This window comes from Patescibacteria group bacterium, assembly GCA_028711655.1.
GTDB lineage: Bacteria > Patescibacteriota > Patescibacteriia > Patescibacteriales > JAQTRU01 > JAQTRU01.
Genome location: JAQTRU010000008.1, coordinates 20514 through 35798, shown reverse-complemented (window position 1 = coordinate 35798; position 15285 = coordinate 20514). Strand labels below are relative to the sequence as shown.

Annotated in this window: 17 protein-coding genes; 16 read left to right on the top strand and 1 reads right to left on the bottom strand. The window is 36.8% G+C overall.

Annotation, left to right across the window (positions count from 1 at the left end; translation table 11 throughout):
* Window positions 1-388 precede the first annotated feature (388 nt).
* From PHQ42_01850 to PHQ42_01795, 12 genes are all read left to right on the top strand, one after another.
* Complete coding sequence (locus PHQ42_01850; protein ID MDD5071458.1) at window positions 389-595, top strand: helix-turn-helix transcriptional regulator; 207 nt, start codon at window positions 389-391, stop codon at window positions 593-595.
* Window positions 596-597: 2 nt separating this feature from the next.
* The gene (locus PHQ42_01845) at window positions 598-3102 is read left to right on the top strand and encodes a DEAD/DEAH box helicase family protein (protein MDD5071457.1); all 2505 of its coding nucleotides are present in this window, start codon (window positions 598-600) and stop codon (window positions 3100-3102) included.
* Between the two features lie 20 nt (window positions 3103-3122).
* Complete coding sequence (locus PHQ42_01840; GenBank protein ID MDD5071456.1) at window positions 3123-3755, top strand: hypothetical protein; 633 nt, start codon at window positions 3123-3125, stop codon at window positions 3753-3755.
* Between the two features lie 3 nt (window positions 3756-3758).
* Complete coding sequence (locus tag PHQ42_01835; protein ID MDD5071455.1) at window positions 3759-5624, top strand: N-6 DNA methylase; 1866 nt, start codon at window positions 3759-3761, stop codon at window positions 5622-5624.
* The gene (locus PHQ42_01830; GenBank protein ID MDD5071454.1) at window positions 5621-6157 is read left to right on the top strand and encodes a restriction endonuclease subunit S; all 537 of its coding nucleotides are present in this window, start codon (window positions 5621-5623) and stop codon (window positions 6155-6157) included. Before PHQ42_01835 ends, PHQ42_01830 begins: the two co-directional genes overlap by 4 nt.
* Window positions 6154-8442 carry an AAA family ATPase gene (locus PHQ42_01825; protein MDD5071453.1) on the top strand — a complete coding sequence of 763 codons (2289 nt, stop codon included), beginning with the start codon at window positions 6154-6156 and terminating at the stop codon, window positions 8440-8442. Before PHQ42_01830 ends, PHQ42_01825 begins: the two co-directional genes overlap by 4 nt.
* A 46-nt stretch (window positions 8443-8488) precedes the next feature.
* Window positions 8489-8665, top strand: a complete 177-nt coding sequence (locus PHQ42_01820) for an AbrB/MazE/SpoVT family DNA-binding domain-containing protein (protein ID MDD5071452.1) — start codon at window positions 8489-8491, stop codon at window positions 8663-8665.
* 17 nt (window positions 8666-8682) lie between these two features.
* The gene (gene xseA, locus PHQ42_01815) at window positions 8683-10032 is read left to right on the top strand and encodes an exodeoxyribonuclease VII large subunit (GenBank protein ID MDD5071451.1); all 1350 of its coding nucleotides are present in this window, start codon (window positions 8683-8685) and stop codon (window positions 10030-10032) included.
* 2 nt (window positions 10033-10034) lie between these two features.
* Complete coding sequence (locus tag PHQ42_01810) at window positions 10035-10355, top strand: exodeoxyribonuclease VII small subunit (protein ID MDD5071450.1); 321 nt, start codon at window positions 10035-10037, stop codon at window positions 10353-10355.
* A 90-nt stretch (window positions 10356-10445) separates the two neighbouring features.
* Window positions 10446-10622 carry a hypothetical protein gene (locus tag PHQ42_01805; GenBank protein ID MDD5071449.1) on the top strand — a complete coding sequence of 59 codons (177 nt, stop codon included), beginning with the start codon at window positions 10446-10448 and terminating at the stop codon, window positions 10620-10622.
* A 7-nt stretch (window positions 10623-10629) separates the two neighbouring features.
* A complete protein-coding gene (locus tag PHQ42_01800) occupies window positions 10630-10920 on the top strand; it encodes a hypothetical protein (GenBank protein MDD5071448.1) in 291 nt (96 codons plus the stop codon).
* A 14-nt stretch (window positions 10921-10934) separates the two neighbouring features.
* Window positions 10935-11756, top strand: coding sequence for a DUF4365 domain-containing protein (locus tag PHQ42_01795; protein MDD5071447.1), 822 nt, complete (start codon window positions 10935-10937; stop codon window positions 11754-11756).
* 662 nt (window positions 11757-12418) lie between these two features.
* On the opposite strand, the gene PHQ42_01790 is transcribed toward PHQ42_01795, so the two are convergent.
* Window positions 12419-12613, bottom strand: a complete 195-nt coding sequence (locus PHQ42_01790; GenBank protein ID MDD5071446.1) for a cold shock domain-containing protein — start codon at window positions 12611-12613, stop codon at window positions 12419-12421.
* Between the two features lie 345 nt (window positions 12614-12958).
* Here PHQ42_01790 and PHQ42_01785 point away from each other — a divergent pair, with 345 nt between their 5' ends.
* From PHQ42_01785 to PHQ42_01770, 4 genes are all read left to right on the top strand, one after another.
* Complete coding sequence (locus tag PHQ42_01785; GenBank protein MDD5071445.1) at window positions 12959-13147, top strand: hypothetical protein; 189 nt, start codon at window positions 12959-12961, stop codon at window positions 13145-13147.
* A gap of 31 nt (window positions 13148-13178) precedes the next feature.
* The gene (locus PHQ42_01780) at window positions 13179-13307 is read left to right on the top strand and encodes a hypothetical protein (GenBank protein ID MDD5071444.1); all 129 of its coding nucleotides are present in this window, start codon (window positions 13179-13181) and stop codon (window positions 13305-13307) included.
* Between the two features lie 72 nt (window positions 13308-13379).
* Window positions 13380-13874 carry a GreA/GreB family elongation factor gene (locus tag PHQ42_01775; protein MDD5071443.1) on the top strand — a complete coding sequence of 165 codons (495 nt, stop codon included), beginning with the start codon at window positions 13380-13382 and terminating at the stop codon, window positions 13872-13874.
* 174 nt (window positions 13875-14048) lie between these two features.
* A complete protein-coding gene (locus PHQ42_01770) occupies window positions 14049-15272 on the top strand; it encodes a hypothetical protein (GenBank protein ID MDD5071442.1) in 1224 nt (407 codons plus the stop codon).
* The last annotated feature ends 13 nt before the right edge of the window (window positions 15273-15285 follow it).

Sequence of the window (15285 nt, the reverse complement as noted above, 5' to 3'; positions counted from 1 at the left end):
TAAGGAATAAAGGCGTTTGCGGGCGTCCGCCCCCCCAAGCCCCCTTCCGCCCGCAACCGCCTTTTCCTAAAACAGGCACGCCTTTCAGAAAAAACTGCTCCCGTTATCCAACGGGACAGGCGCCGAACCGGAAAAAATATCGGCTCGGACTTTATAATCAAACGAGCGAGGGAAATAAAAATTCATTTTTATTTCCGAGCGAGTGCAGAGTATATCCGTTGATATTTTTGCCAAAAGCAAACTTTTCTCTTTTTTTACGGCCCCGCTAGCCAGCGGGGCAGGCCGACCATCCGCTAACCCCGACCACCACCCCAAACGAGTGTCTATATTGTATTATAATACATTATTGTCAGATAATACAAGAAGTTGTAAGATATTAGGGTATTCTATGGATAAAATATCAAAAAAATTAGGAAATAATATCAAGAGAATCAGAATAGAAAAAGGTATGTCGCAGGGCGATATTTGCCGCGCTACTGGTATGGATAGAGGATATATTAGCCGGGTTGAGGGCGGGCTTAAGAACCCGACTGTTTCTAATTTAGAAAAAATAGCCAAGGCGTTAGGGGTAGCGCCCGACGAGTTATTAAAATAGTTATGCAAAAAGAAGCCAAAGCTAGGATCAAAATCAATGAATTACTCCAAAATGCCGGTTGGAGATTTTTTGATGACGAAAAGGGCAAAGCAAACATTGTTTTAGAAAATAATGTCAAAATCACAAGGCGAGCCATAGATAAATTTGGTAATGATTTTGAAAAAATTAAAAAAGGATTTATCGATTTTTTATTGCTTGATGAAAAAAGTTTTCCTTTTGTAGTTTTAGAAGCAAAATCGGAAGATAAAGACCCTCTCGACGGCAAAGAGCAAGCCCGTCGTTATGCTCAATCTCAAAACGCCCGCTTTATTATTCTTTCAAATGGGAACCTGCACTATTTCTGGGATTTGGAGCGAGGTAATCCGATAGTTATTATAACCTTCCCAGCTTATGAATCCTTAAAACATTTAGAATCTTTCAAGCCAAGTTTTTCTACTCTTTCAGAGGAAAAAGTTGAAAGTAATTATATTGTTCAAACCCAAAATCAAAATTACCAAAAAGACCCTCGCTGGATTGATGAAGAACAAAGAGCGGATTATATTAAAGATGAAGATTTAAAGTTTTTGCGTCCTTATCAACTTGCTTCAATTTACGCTTTGCAGAATTCAGCCAAGAAAGGAAACGACCGTTATCTTTTTGAAATGGCAACCGGAACGGGCAAAACCCTTGTTTCCGCAGGCGTGATTAAACTTTTCTTAAAAACCGGAAACGCCAAAAGAATTTTGTTTTTAGTCGATAGATTGGAACTGGAAGATCAGGCGTACAAAAATTTCAAAAGAATCCTTCATAATGATTTCATTAGTGTAATTTACAAAGAAAATCGCGATGACTGGCGAAAGGCGGAAATTGTTGTTTCCACTGTCCAGAGCTTATCTTTTAATAATAAATACAAAAAACTTTTTTCGCCGACTGATTTTGATTTAATAATTTCCGATGAAGCCCATCGCTCAATCGGTGGAAATAGCCGCGCTGTCTTTGAGTATTTTGTCGGCTACAAATTAGGACTTACCGCAACTCCGAAAGATTATCTCAAAAACATTGATCCGCAGAAAATAAGCGAAAAAGACCCGCGAGCGTGGGAACGCCGCCAGCTTTTGGATACCTACACAACTTTTGGCTGTCCTTCGGGCGAACCAACCTTTCGTTATAGTTTGCTGGACGGTGTAAAAGGCGGCTACCTTGTTAATCCGGTTGTCGCGGACGCGAGAACGGAAATCACCACCGAACTTTTATCCGAAAAAGGTTATTCTTTAATGGTTGAAAACGAGGAAGGAATAGAAGAAGAACAAACCTTTTTCCAGAAAGATTTTGAGCGAAAGTTTTTCTCGGAAAAGACAAATCAAATTTTTTGTAAAACATTTTTGGAAAACGCGCTCAAAGACCCGATTAGCGGCGAAATTGGTAAAACCATTATTTTTTGCGTCAGCCAAAAACACGCTTCAAAAATTACTCAAACTCTAAACCAATTCGCCGACCAGCTTTGGCCTGGCAAATATAATTCCGATTTTGCCGTGCAGATTACTTCAAATATTCCAGACGCCCAGCAATTCACTATCAATTATTCAAATAATAACCTGAACGGGCAAACAAAGTGGTTGGTTGGCTATAAATCCAGTAAAACCAGAGTTTGCGTAACTGTTGGTATGATGACTACTGGTTATGATTGCCAAGATATTATGAACCTTTGCTTAATGCGTCCGATTTTTTCGCCAACAGATTTTATTCAAATTAAAGGGCGAGGAATAAGAAAATACACTTTTAGCTATAAAGATATTGACAACGAAAAAATCAAGACAGAAAAAGAAACTTTCAAACTTTTTGATTTTTTTGCTAACTGCGAATACTTTGAGGAAAAATATAATTACGACCAAGTTTTGAAATTGCCGATAAAGGTTGGCACTGGCCCTGGCGGAGATGGCCCGATAGATATTGACGAGGTGAGTATCTTTAATCCCGACCCTCTAAAAACTTTTTCGGAAAAAGCTGTCGGTCTTGCCGGTATGAAGGTCGACTGGAAATTCTTTGAAAAGTTTGAGCATGTTGTCAAAAACGACCCCATTGTAAAACAAAAATATGAGCAGGGTGACGTTAAAGGAGCCGAAGAATATGTTAAAACAGAGATTTTTGAAAAGCCCGAGGATTATTTCAATATGGAGAAATTACGAAAAGCTATTAAGGCCGACCGACGTATAACGCTCAAAGAATTTATTGAAAGAATCTTTGGCGGCATAGCAAAATTTAAATCAAAAGACGAACTTTTGGAAGAAGAATTTGAAAAATTTGTCGCGATTTATAAACCCGACAATAAATTCGCCTTGCTTATCAAAAATTATCTTAAGGCGTATATAACTGACTCCGAAATCCGCGATATTGTGGAAACAAAAGAATACAGCCGTTTTGCCACTAACCCAAAAGTCACGATGAAAGATTTTCGCGACTTGAACGGCTGGCGCGAAGTCGTGCCGGAATATGTCAAAGATTATGTTTCTCTTAATGCATTTATGTAAAAGTGGCTATTAACTTGTCTATGGACGACGCAATAAATAAATTTATAACCGGAGCAGTTGGAGGGGCCTTTGATGCAACGATATCTAGCTTCCCTGGCGTGTCAATAATTTGGGGTGCCATAAAGGGTGGGGTTGAAAATGTAAGAAAAAAAAGAGCCGAGGAGTTTATTTTATTTTTACAGGTTAATAATATCAAAGAATCTTATTTTAACGATGAACAGTTTGTCGACGGTTTAGGGATCACCTTTGAACAGTACTTAAGGCAACGAAGTGAATATAAAAGAAAATTAATTCAAAACGTATTTTTGAGTTTTATATCATCTCAAAATAAAATAAATTTTGAACTTGAAAGATTTTTTGAAATAATCAATAAAATATCCGAAAGTCAAACGCATCTGCTGAATAACGTTTTTCGCGAGCACCATAAAAAGAAAAATAGTAAAGGAGAATCTATTGGTAGTGTTGTAATCATGAAAAATAATTATTATGATTCTAGTTATGATAGTTACAAATATTTAGAATATTTAGGATTAACTACAACAACATCGGATAAAGAAGTTATAACGGAATATGGTGAGAGTGAATTTCTTGAAACGGAGCACATGTATTTGTCTGAATTTGGTAAAAGATTTATTACCTTTATCTTAAAATAAAATATGCTTACTCAAGAAACAAAACGAAAAATTGATTCTGCCCGCCAAATTTTGGTCGGCAAAGTGCCGGACCCAAAAGCGCAGGTTGAACAAATCACCACGGCGTTGATTTATAAGTTTATGGATGACATGGACAAAGAAGCGCAAGAACTCGGCGGCAAGGCGCGGTTTTTTACCAGCGGCTACCAAAAATACGCGTGGACAAAACTAATGGACGCAAAGCTCGGCGGACATGAGCGGCTTGATTTATACCTTGAAGCGATTACTTCTTTATCCCGCAATCCGCATATTCCCCAGCTTTTCCGAGATATTTTCAAAGACGCTTTTTTGCCATACCGAAGCCCGGAAACCTTAAGCATGTTTTTGAAAGAAATAAACGGCTTCACTTATGAACACAGCGAGGATTTAGGCGACGCTTTTGAATATCTGCTTTCTATTCTCGGCTCGCAAGGCGACGCCGGGCAATTTCGCACGCCCCGACACATTATTGATTTTATTGTGGCGGCGGTTGACCCGAAGAAAGGCGAAACGATTTGCGATCCCGCTTGCGGAACAGCTGGATTTTTAATTTCCGCTTTCAAACATATTCTCAAAGAAAATAAAGAAAAATCTTTGACGCCGGACGAACGAAAAAATTTGATGGACCATTTTGTCGGCTACGACATTTCGCCCGATATGGTGCGACTTTCCAAAGTCAACTTATATCTGCACGGTTTTCCAAGTCCGACCATTTTTGAATACGACACGCTTTCCAGCGAGGAAAAATGGGACGAAAATTTTGATGTAATGCTTGCCAATCCGCCGTTTATGTCGCCAAGTGGCGGAATTAGGCCGCACAAACGATTTTCCGTGCAAGCCAACCGCTCCGAAGTTTTGTTTGTTGATTATATTTTGGAACACTTGCGGCCAAACGGCAGGGCCGGCATTATCGTGCCGGAAGGAATTATTTTTCAATCTGCGACAGCATATAAAGCGTTGCGAAAATTACTGATTGAAGACGGGCTTTTGGCGGTTGTTTCTCTGCCAGCCGGAGTTTTCAATCCTTACGCCGGAGTAAAAACCAGCATTTTACTTTTTGACAATGGGCTTGCTAAAAAAACAAAAGAGATTTTGTTTTTGAAAATTCAAAATGACGGTTATGGTCTCGGCGCGCAAAGGCGGGAAATTGATAAAAATGATTTGCCTCTGGCTTTGGAAACAATCAAAAAATTTAGAGTGGCGTTAAAAGATAGCAAAAAGTTTGTATTAAACGCAGAACAGGCAAAAATCGCCCATCTTGTCGTTAAAGACAAAATTGCCGAAAGTGGCGATTACAATCTTTCGGGCGACAGATATATGGAATTGGTGAATTTTGCCAATCAAAAATGGCCAATGGTGGAATTAGGCAAAGTTTGTGAAATTTATCAGCCAAAAACAATCACATCAAAAGAAATTAAACAAACAGGAAAGTATAAAGTTTTTGGCGCTAATGGCGTGATTGGATTTTATGACAGGTATAACCACGAAGACGCAGAAGTTTTGATTACTTGCCGCGGTGCAACCTGCGGAACGGTAAATATGTCCGAGTCAAAATCGTGGATTACTGGAAATGCAATGGTCGTAAAGCCAAAAGATAATTTGGATAAAAATTTCCTTTTTTACTTTTTGAGAAACACAAATTTAAAAAGTGTAATTTCCGGCTCGGCTCAACCGCAAATAACAAGAGCGTCATTATCGCCGTTCAAAATCCCACTTCCACCCCTTGAAGTCCAAAAAGAAATCGTTGAGCAAATTGAAGTCAAACAAAAAGCCATTGAAGCCGCCAAAGCAGTGATTGATAATTTAGAGAGAGAGAGAGACGCTATTTTGGCCAAGAGATTAGAAAAATAAAAGATGTTAAATGGGTGAAGTTGGGCGAGGTTGCGGAAGTAATTGCAGGACAATCGCCAGAGGGAAAATATTATAATGAAGCAGGCAAAGGAACGCCGTTTTATCAAGGCAAAACAGAATTTACGGAAAAGTATCTTGAAAAAGCAAGAATATGGACAACAAAAATAACAAAAATCGCAGAAAAAGACGATATTTTAATGTCTGTAAGGGCTCCGGTTGGCCCAGTTAATATAGCAACGGAAAAAATTTGTATTGGTCGCGGTTTGGCTTCAATACGAGCGAATAAAATCAATCAAATGTTTTTGTTTCATTTCCTGAAATCAGTTGAGTCCGAAATTAAGGGCGGCGGCGGTGCGGTGTTTGATTCAATCAGTAAAAAACAAATTGAGGAACTAAAAACCCCGCTTTTATCTCTTGAAACCCAAAAGCATCTCGTCTCTGAAATGGAAGAGCAGGAAAAAATTATTGAGGCAAATAAAAAATTGGTTGGAATAATGGAGCAAAAAATCGCTGAAGTTTTAAGCGAAATATGATAAAAAGAATCAATAAAATTAAAAATTTTGGAGTGTTTCAGGATTTTAAATGGGATGCAAGCACGATTCCGGATTTTAATAAGCACAATTTGTTTTATGGTTGGAACTACTCTGGAAAAACGACTATTTCCCGATTGTTTCGATGTTTTGAGCTAGGCGAAAAACACGTTGATTATCCAAATGCCGAGTTTGAATTAGAGGATAATCAAAATCCAAGTAAAAAATATAATGACAAGGATCTCTCGACCCTGCCTCATGTTCGTGTTTTTAACACGGATTTTATTTTGAAAAATTTGAAGTGGTATTCCCAAGATGACGAAGGAATTGAGCCGATTTTCTTTTCTATCGGCAAAGAAAATATTGAGCTTCAAGAACAATTGGGAAAATTGCAAGTCGACCAAAAAACGTTTAATGACGAAAAAGCAAAACTTTCCGACAAGAAAATTGAGCTGGAAAACGGGCTCGAAACTGCTTTTACCCAAAAAGCAAGGGATATTAAAAACACTCTTTCTATCCCAAATTACGATAAAGACAAATTTAAGCCATCTGTTGAGGCAATAAAGGACGATTCAACCAAACATTTGCTTGGTGATACGGAATATAACAAGCTCTTTACGGCGTATAAAAACACCGAGCAACGAAACGATGTAATTTTAAGTGCATTTCCAATGCTTAATTTTTCTGAACTGCAAAGTAAAGCGAAAGAAATCGTTGAAAGAAAAATTACAGCCCAAAAAATAATTGAGGAACTGAAAAATGATGAGAATTTAAACAAGTGGGTAAATGAAGGGCGCGGTTTGCACAAAGGGAAAAACAAATGTTCATTTTGTGGCAACGATTTGCCGTCCGATTTATTCCAAAAATTGGACCAGCATTTTTCTATGGAATACGAACGGCTTGAAAAAGATTTACAAGCATTACTGGAAACCATTGAAAGTCATAAAACTGCAGTTAGCGGTTTTGACTTGCCGGCAAAGGGCGAATTTTATAAAGAATTTGTTTTGGAATACGAAAAACTGCTCAAAGAATTTAACGCTCATGCAAAAAAATATTGTGAAAACATTGATGAATTATCTAAGAGTTTAAAATCAAAAAAGGCGAAGCCGTTTAATGAGCATAAATTTATAGACCTTTCAGATAATTCAGATGATATAAAAAGTAAATATGAAGGAATAAAAAGTGTTGTAGAAGAGCATAAAAGCAAGACGAAAAATTTTGAAAAAGAAAAAAATGAAGCTAAGGAAAAACTGATCAAACACTTTTCGGCTCAATTTATTCAAGATCAAAAATATCTCGAAGTATTGAAAGAGCAAAAGGATGTCGCAGAAAAAATAATCGTAAATAAAACCGGTTCAGATAAAGTCGCGAATGACATTATTGGTGTTGAAAAACAATTATCCGAATCAGTCAAAGGGGCGGGAAAAGTGAATGAGTATATACAGCAATTTTTTCAGCATGACGGCATAAAAATTGAGGTTACGGAAGGCAATCGATTTAAAATGAGCCGAAATAATGAACCCGCCAAAAATTTAAGCGAAGGCGAAAAAACGGCTATTTCGCTCGCGTATTTTATCGCTGGACTTGAAGACAAAAAAACAAATTTGAGCGAAACAATAGTTTTTATTGATGATCCGGTTTCAAGTTTGGACTGCAATCATCTTTTTAATATTTATGCTTTTATAAAATTAAAGCTGATAAATTGTGGTCAGTTATTTGTTTCCACTCACAATTTAGAATTTTTTAATTTGATGAAGGATTTTATTAAATACGATTGTAAAGGTTTGAATGGTAAGGGATACGGCGATTGTATGCCGTGTTATTTGATCGAAAAGGTTAGGAACAAAAAGAACGACAAAAACGGGCAATCTTTCGTGAAAGATTTGCCGTCAACGCTGAAAAAATTTAAAACAGAATATAATTATCTTTTCAGTTTACTAAAAAAAGCGTATGATCAAAAAAATGAGGAGTTTGAATTGTTTGAAGTTTTATATCTGTTGCCAAATATTACTCGTCGTTTTCTAGAAGGTTATTTTGGTTTGCGCTATCCAAACGGTAAAAAACTAAAAACTAAGATTGATGATAGTAAATTCTTCAAAGATGAAGACAAAGAAAAATTATTAAAGATACTTGACGAGTATTCGCATGAAGAATCAGTTGAGCATGCGTTAAAATTTCCCGACACTTCGGAAACAAAGGAAATAGTCGGCATCGTTTTGGATGGGTTGAAAAATAAAGATCAAGGTCATTATGACGCTCTTTGTGAAAGTTGTAATTTAATTTTTTAATAAATAAAATTATTATTTAAATACTTATTTTAATACCTATTTTAATATGGCAAGAAGAAAAACCGAGAATGAAAATATAAGAAAGCTAACCAAAATAGGGGACAAAAGCGTTGGGTTGACTTTGCCGATTGAAATGATACGAAAATTAAATTGGAGAGAGAAACAAAAAGTCATTGTTAAAAAACGAGGAAAAGGGATATTAATTACTGATTGGAAAAAATAATATTAAATTATATATTAATGATAGATAAAGAAGTGAAAACAAATTTAATAAGCACCAAAGATGCTGTATCGGTATCAGATTACATTAATTTTCTTAATAGAGAGCTTAAGCAATACCCAGCGAAAATAATAGGTGAAGTCGGCGTTGTTAAAATTTCAACGGCAGGTCATGTTTACTTTACTTTAAAAGATCAAAATGAAGAATATACAATTAACTGCATTATTTGGAGGGGAAATTATAGCCTTTTTAGTATTGAATTGAAAGAAGGAATGGAGTTAATAGTTACCGGACAACCAAAAATCTATGAAGTACGCGGCGATCTGTCTTTTATAGCAGAAACTATTGAACTTGTCGGGGAGGGAAAATTAAGAAAGGAATATGAAAAACTTAAGAAAAAACTTACAATGGAAGGTATTTTTGACCCCAGCAGGAAACGTCCAATACCGCAATATCCGCAAAAGATTGGGGTTATTACTTCAAGAAAAGGTGCGGTTATTGAGGATTTTCTTAATAATCTTAATAAATTTGGCTTTCAAGTAAAAATGATTGATACAGCCGTTGAAGGTCAAAGAGCAGTTAAACCTCTGTTAGCAGCTATAAAAATATTCAGCAAGCAAGATATTGATGTTTTGGTTATCATTCGCGGGGGTGGCTCCATGGAATCTCTAGTCGCTTTTGATAATGAAATTTTAGTAAGAGAAGTAGCTAATTTTCCAGTCCCGGTAATAGCCGGTATAGGCCACCATAAAGACGTGCCTCTTGTTGCTTTAGCGGCAGATAGAATGGAATCTACCCCAACTGCCGCCACGAAAGTGATAAATAAATCATGGGAAGAGGCTTATGCGAAGCTTGATCGTTATGAGTATCAAATCATGGATTATTTTAATAGATTGATTAGCAATGCAAGAATTGGTATAGATAGGAAGGTGAGTTTAATTAATGATGAACTTAATAAGATTTTTAATAAATTCAATACTATTAAAACTAATCTTAAGTTATCCATTTCAAAAATGGAATATTCTTTGTCTTCTATTAGGAGCACATTAGTAGATTATCCGAAATCAGTGGAAGAAAACTTTTTTAATTTGTTATCTGGCTCAAAAACTAACCTAGATAATTTTTGGAGTAATACTAAAAATAAGTTTCAAATTATTTTAGCAAATTATAATAGAAATCTTGCTTTTAGCGATAAGATAATAAGATCTAATGATCCTTTAAAAAATCTTAAACTTGGATATAGCATTGCAAAAATAAATGGTAGGGTAATAAGGACCATAGAAGATATAAAAATAAACGATGAGTTTGATCTTCAAATAACCGATGGAATTATCAATTCAACAGTAAGAAAAATTAATAAATTAAAATAAATATGACAACCAAAAAAATAGATAAAATTGATTTAAATGATCAGTTAAGAAGACTTTCAGAAATAGCCGAATGGTTTGAGCAGCAAGAGGAGGTTGATGTTGAAGAAGGGTTGAAAAAAGTTAAAGAAGCCGCTTTGTTAATAAAAATGAGTAAAAAGCGTCTAACTGAAGTGGAGAATGAATTTGAGGAAATTAAAAAAGACATTGCTGACGAGGTTGAAGAAGTTGAAGAAAACGAGGATAATAATGTGAGTGAAGAGATTGATGTTCAGAATGAAGAAGTTGATATTGAGGATGAACAGATAGAAAATATTCCTTTCTAGATAAAAGTTTATCGCTGTTAAGGGTTCTTCATCATGGCAGAATTTAGAGCAAATACAAATTAAAATACTTATTTTAATACCTATTTTAATATGGCAAGACGAAAATTAGAAAACAAAAATATTCGCAAGCTAACCAGAATCGGAGATAAAAGCATTGGTTTAACATTGCCGATTGATATTGTTCGGGAATTAAAATGGAGAGAGAAACAGAAAGTCGTAGTTAAAAAGCGAGGGGAGGGAATTATAATTACTGATTGGAAAAAGTAATTTTTGTATGGATAATTTTTTTGACAAAAGTTTATTGCAAAATATTGTTAGTGGACTCATTATCATGTTTTTTGGTTTTTTACTGGTAGGGAAATCAAGTAAAAGTATTACGGGAAAATTTTGGAAAATTGTAGTTATCCTTGGGATAGGCATGATGATAGGCGGAGTCTATTTATTCGTTAAATATTTTCCTAATGGAGGAATTAAAAATATTTATGCAAGCGTAGGTATTTCAACGCTTGTATTCGGTTACATATTTAAAAAGGTTGGTGATTTTTTTAATTGGTGGCATAAATAATCTAACTAAAAATTATGAGTGAGAAAAAATATTCAACTAAAAATAAAATCGGCAATAAAGGAGTCGCATATTTAGAGTATTTGATGGAAGATTACTGTTTATTCAATAAAATTGAAGAGTCGAAAGACATTGGTTTTGACGTGTGGTGTGAATGGGTTTTTAATGAAGAGCCAACTGGGGTGCCTTTCTTTATTCAGGTTAAAACGCATAAACAGATTACTGATAGTCGTGAAATAAAAATTGAAAAAATCAAAAAGAGTAGATTAAATTTATTAGATGAAGTTAAAATTACAAATATTAAAAAGATCGAACCTGCAACATTGAACTATTGGAAAAAGCAAGGATGCCCAGTATATTTATTTGTTATAATTGAAAATGAAAAACCTCCTCTTTGTTTTTACAAACGCTTTACCCCCATTTTGCATTTCGATAAAGACCAAAATTCTCAAATTTTTTATCACGCTGGTAGTGAAAATTTTTTAGCATATGCAAATGACAAAGGAGGGGGTGGCTTCGCAAGAGATTTATTTATTGATAGTATAAGATGCAACTACAAGAAAGGTTCATTGGATTACTTTAATCCTAGATTACTTGGTCTAAATCAATTTCCCGAAGATGAAAAAACTGTATTTGGTGATGTTGCGCAAGAGTATAAAAAGAATATTGAATCCAACATTGAAAAACTACAACGCTTAGGGTATAAAATAATCGATGTTGGGGGTAGCGATTATACAAAAAGTAAAATTTTTACTGCAAGTACCTCTAGTACTTCAAGTACTGAATCTATTATTCCAAGTGCCCCGCCAGAGGGTGATAATGAGGAATGGGCGAGTTGAACGAAAAGAATTTGCCGCCGTTAAATATTTTTCAAGCCCCAAATACTTGAAAAATATTTGGCCCTCCGCCCGCGGGCGGAGAAGAAAAACTTGAAATCGCTTGAAAGGCGTGCCTGTTTTCCCCGCCTACCGGCGAGGCAGGGGGAAAGAAGTTTGCGGTCGCCCCCCCCTCCCGACCGCAAACTAACCAAATTTCTTTTTAAATTCCGTTCGTATTTCGTTATAAAATCCGAGCAAAAATAATCCCGCCCTTCGCGAAGGGCGGGATTATTTTGATTTTAGAGTTAAATGGGATTCGAACGGGCAGAAGCGAGACGAGCTTCGAGCCGCAGTTTCGGCGGCGAGGAGCGAAGGCGAGCGTCGCCGAGTCCGAGCTGGCGCAGGACTCGGCGTTGCCCCGGGCAACGAAGTCCGAGCGGGAGCGAGGACGAGGCGGAAATCCCACCCCGGGAGCACAAAAAACTTCGTCCCAAATTTGGGACGAAGTTTTTTGAGTTTTTTGGGTGGATTGATTTGAGCTCATCCCCGCTAACCCATCGGGCGTATTTTTGAATCCCACCCCGGGAGCCAGATCGGAAATTCGCTGGCGAAAATAACCTTTGGCCAAAAACAAAAACCCCGCCTTTTGCGAAGAACGGGGTTTTTTGCTATGTAAAAAAGTATTAAGCTTTTTTAACACTTACAGCGGCGTTTCCTTTCGGGGTTTTTTCAACCTCAAAGGTAACGGCATCGCCTTCTCTCAATTGGTCGAAGCTGATGCCATCCAAGCTGTTGGCGTGAAAAAATAAATCGTCACCGCCTTCTTGGCTGATAAAACCGAAGTTTTTGTCAGTCAATTTTTTGATAGTTCCTTGCATGTGAATGTGAAAACAAAGTTAATAAAATTAAATATCAAGAGGTAGAAATTCGACTCTATCTCTACGTTTCCAATATTTCACCCTTAATTAAGGGCGGATAGTAATTAAACTAACTATTTAATGTTAGCATGTAAATTTTTTTTTGTCAACTTTTTTTGTCAACTTGTCATAGTTGAATGACCCGTTAAAAATTTTAGTTTCCGGCGGGAATTGACTTTTTAAATATCCGGGTGTATCATTAAGATACTAAGAATAAGGGAAAAGGGTTGCTTTCTTGCTCTTTTCGGTAAATTTAACCAAAATTATTATAAGCAACTTAAGGAAAGGAGGTTGCTTTTTAAATTTATGGCTACAAAAGAACAATTTTTAATTGAGCATAACAGGTTGGCGCCCTTAAATTTGAAAGCGACCGTGGAAACGCTTAACCGTTTCCGGGCTGATAAGCCAAATCTTTTTAAGGGCAATGATTGGCCGATTGATAAAATCCGCCGGCCATTTATTTTTTGGCTTACTTCCAATAAAGAGAGGGGTTAAATAAAAATATAAATTATTAATAAAAGTCTATATGGCAAAAAGAAGAACCGGAGTGGGGAAGAGGAGAAAAACGCATTCCCACAAAACCAAAAAGCGGCTGGAAACAAAGAGGCTTATGCTTGAAGCCAAAGCCAAGAAAAGAAAGGGTGGAAAGAAGTAAGATTTGCAGAAAAGACCTTGATAACACGAGGTCTTTTTTTGTGCTATAATAATAGAGGAGTAATATTTTAATATGCAAGTACCTATAAGGAAAGCGGGAAAATATACGAATTTAAAGCCGGATGCTCATCTAACTCTGGAAAAATTGGCTGAATTGAAAATTAAACTGGAAAAATTGAGAGGAGTCCGGCCGCGTTTGGCCCGTGACGTGAAAGAATTGTCCACAACCGGGGATTTCTCTGAAAATGCGGGTTATCAGATGGCCAAAGGCAGGCTGCGCGGAATTAACCAGCGGATTTTGGATTTGGAAGAAATGATAAAAAACGCCGTGATTATCAAGCCGAAAAAAAGCGGCGTGGTGGAACTGGGTAGCACCGTAATTGCGGAAGTGGCCGGAAAAGAGAAAAAATATAAAATTCTCGGCTCATCCGAAACCGACCCGGAAAGGGGAGTGATTTCGCATAATTCGGCCGTGGGTCGCGGGCTTCTTGGCCGGCGGGCAGGCGAAACGGTAAAAATTAAATTAGGCAATAAGGAAGTTGTTTATAAAGTTATAAAAATAGAGTAATTTTTACATGCCCCGTTAGAAATTTAGCTGAAAGTAATTAATATATAATTAAAATATCTAATAACATAACCTCCCCAACCCTCCCTTAGAAGGAGGGCTTAAATGTCCCCCTTCGAAAGGGGGAATAAGGGGGTTAAGAGTCTATGGTCTGCTCTGGGGTGAAAATTTTTTATTATGGAGAAAGACAATAACAAAAAATTCAAAAAAATAATTTTAACGGCGGTTATCTGCGCGGTTGTTTTTTCTTTATTAAGTTCCTGGGTATTTGAATACAGCTGGTCAATTTTGCCTTATCTGGCTTTGGCCGGCTGTTTTATGGTTTGGATTCAGCTGGAGACGGCTACCTATAAATTTTTGGATAAATTATTGGCCGGTTCTCTGCTTTTCGGTTTTCTAGCAGCAACCTTAATTTTTTCGAGGATGTATGTGATGTCGCATTTGGTTTACGATGCCCCGCTCCCGTTTTCCGAACTTTGGGACAGGTACACTTTAATAATGGCGGCAGTTTTTGCTTTTGTGAGTTTTTTGGGAGGAATGGCGGGCATAGTTTTGAAAGGTTTTTATTCTTTGTATAAAAATAAACTGGACAAAGCAATTATTTTTATTGGGCCGCTGGCCGTTTTATTTTCTTCCCTGGCGGTTTACAAAATTAAAATCGGGGGCACGATCATGAGCGCTTTGCACGGCTGGCCCTATCCATTTCTGGTCCATCAGATAAAAGATGTTTTAGACGAATTTTTGATTGATGAATGGATTTTTTCTTCCGGCAGTTTTTACCATTATGTTATTTTTAATTATCTTTTGTATTTGGCAATATTTATCCTGGCTTATTATTTGATAAAATTAGTTAATCAAAAGATTGGGACCAAGAAAATAGATGCTACTTTATTTTTGTTCGGATGTCTAGTTGTGATGGTCTTGATATTTACCTCTTTTTTATCCGTTAAAAAATCATACATATCCCAGCAAATTTCCCGGGCCGGCGGTTGCGAAGAAGAGTCTGACTGCGTAATTGTCGCTAACCGGTCTCCTTTCAGTTGCGCGATCGTTATTAATAAAGATAACGCGGACAGAATTTTAAATCTGGTTAATTCTTTTCCCTCTGCCGGAGAATTGCAATGTTCGGGCAGGGAAAAGGCGTTTTGCGCAGAAGGGAAATGCCGGATAGCCGTTGAGCAGACAGCGGAAGACATAAATGATGTGATATGGCAAAGAATTGTGTGGTCTGTAAAAAATTGCGAAGTTGTCTCTATTATGCAGACGCATAGCCTGGAAGTAACGGCTGTCTTAAAAAATAGAGAAATTTTAAAAGCTTTTGAGCCAAAAATTGACGATATTTTTGAAGTGGCGGAATCGGCAGAAAGTAAATGCGGCCGGATTAGAATGGCCACGGAATAGGAGAAATAAAATA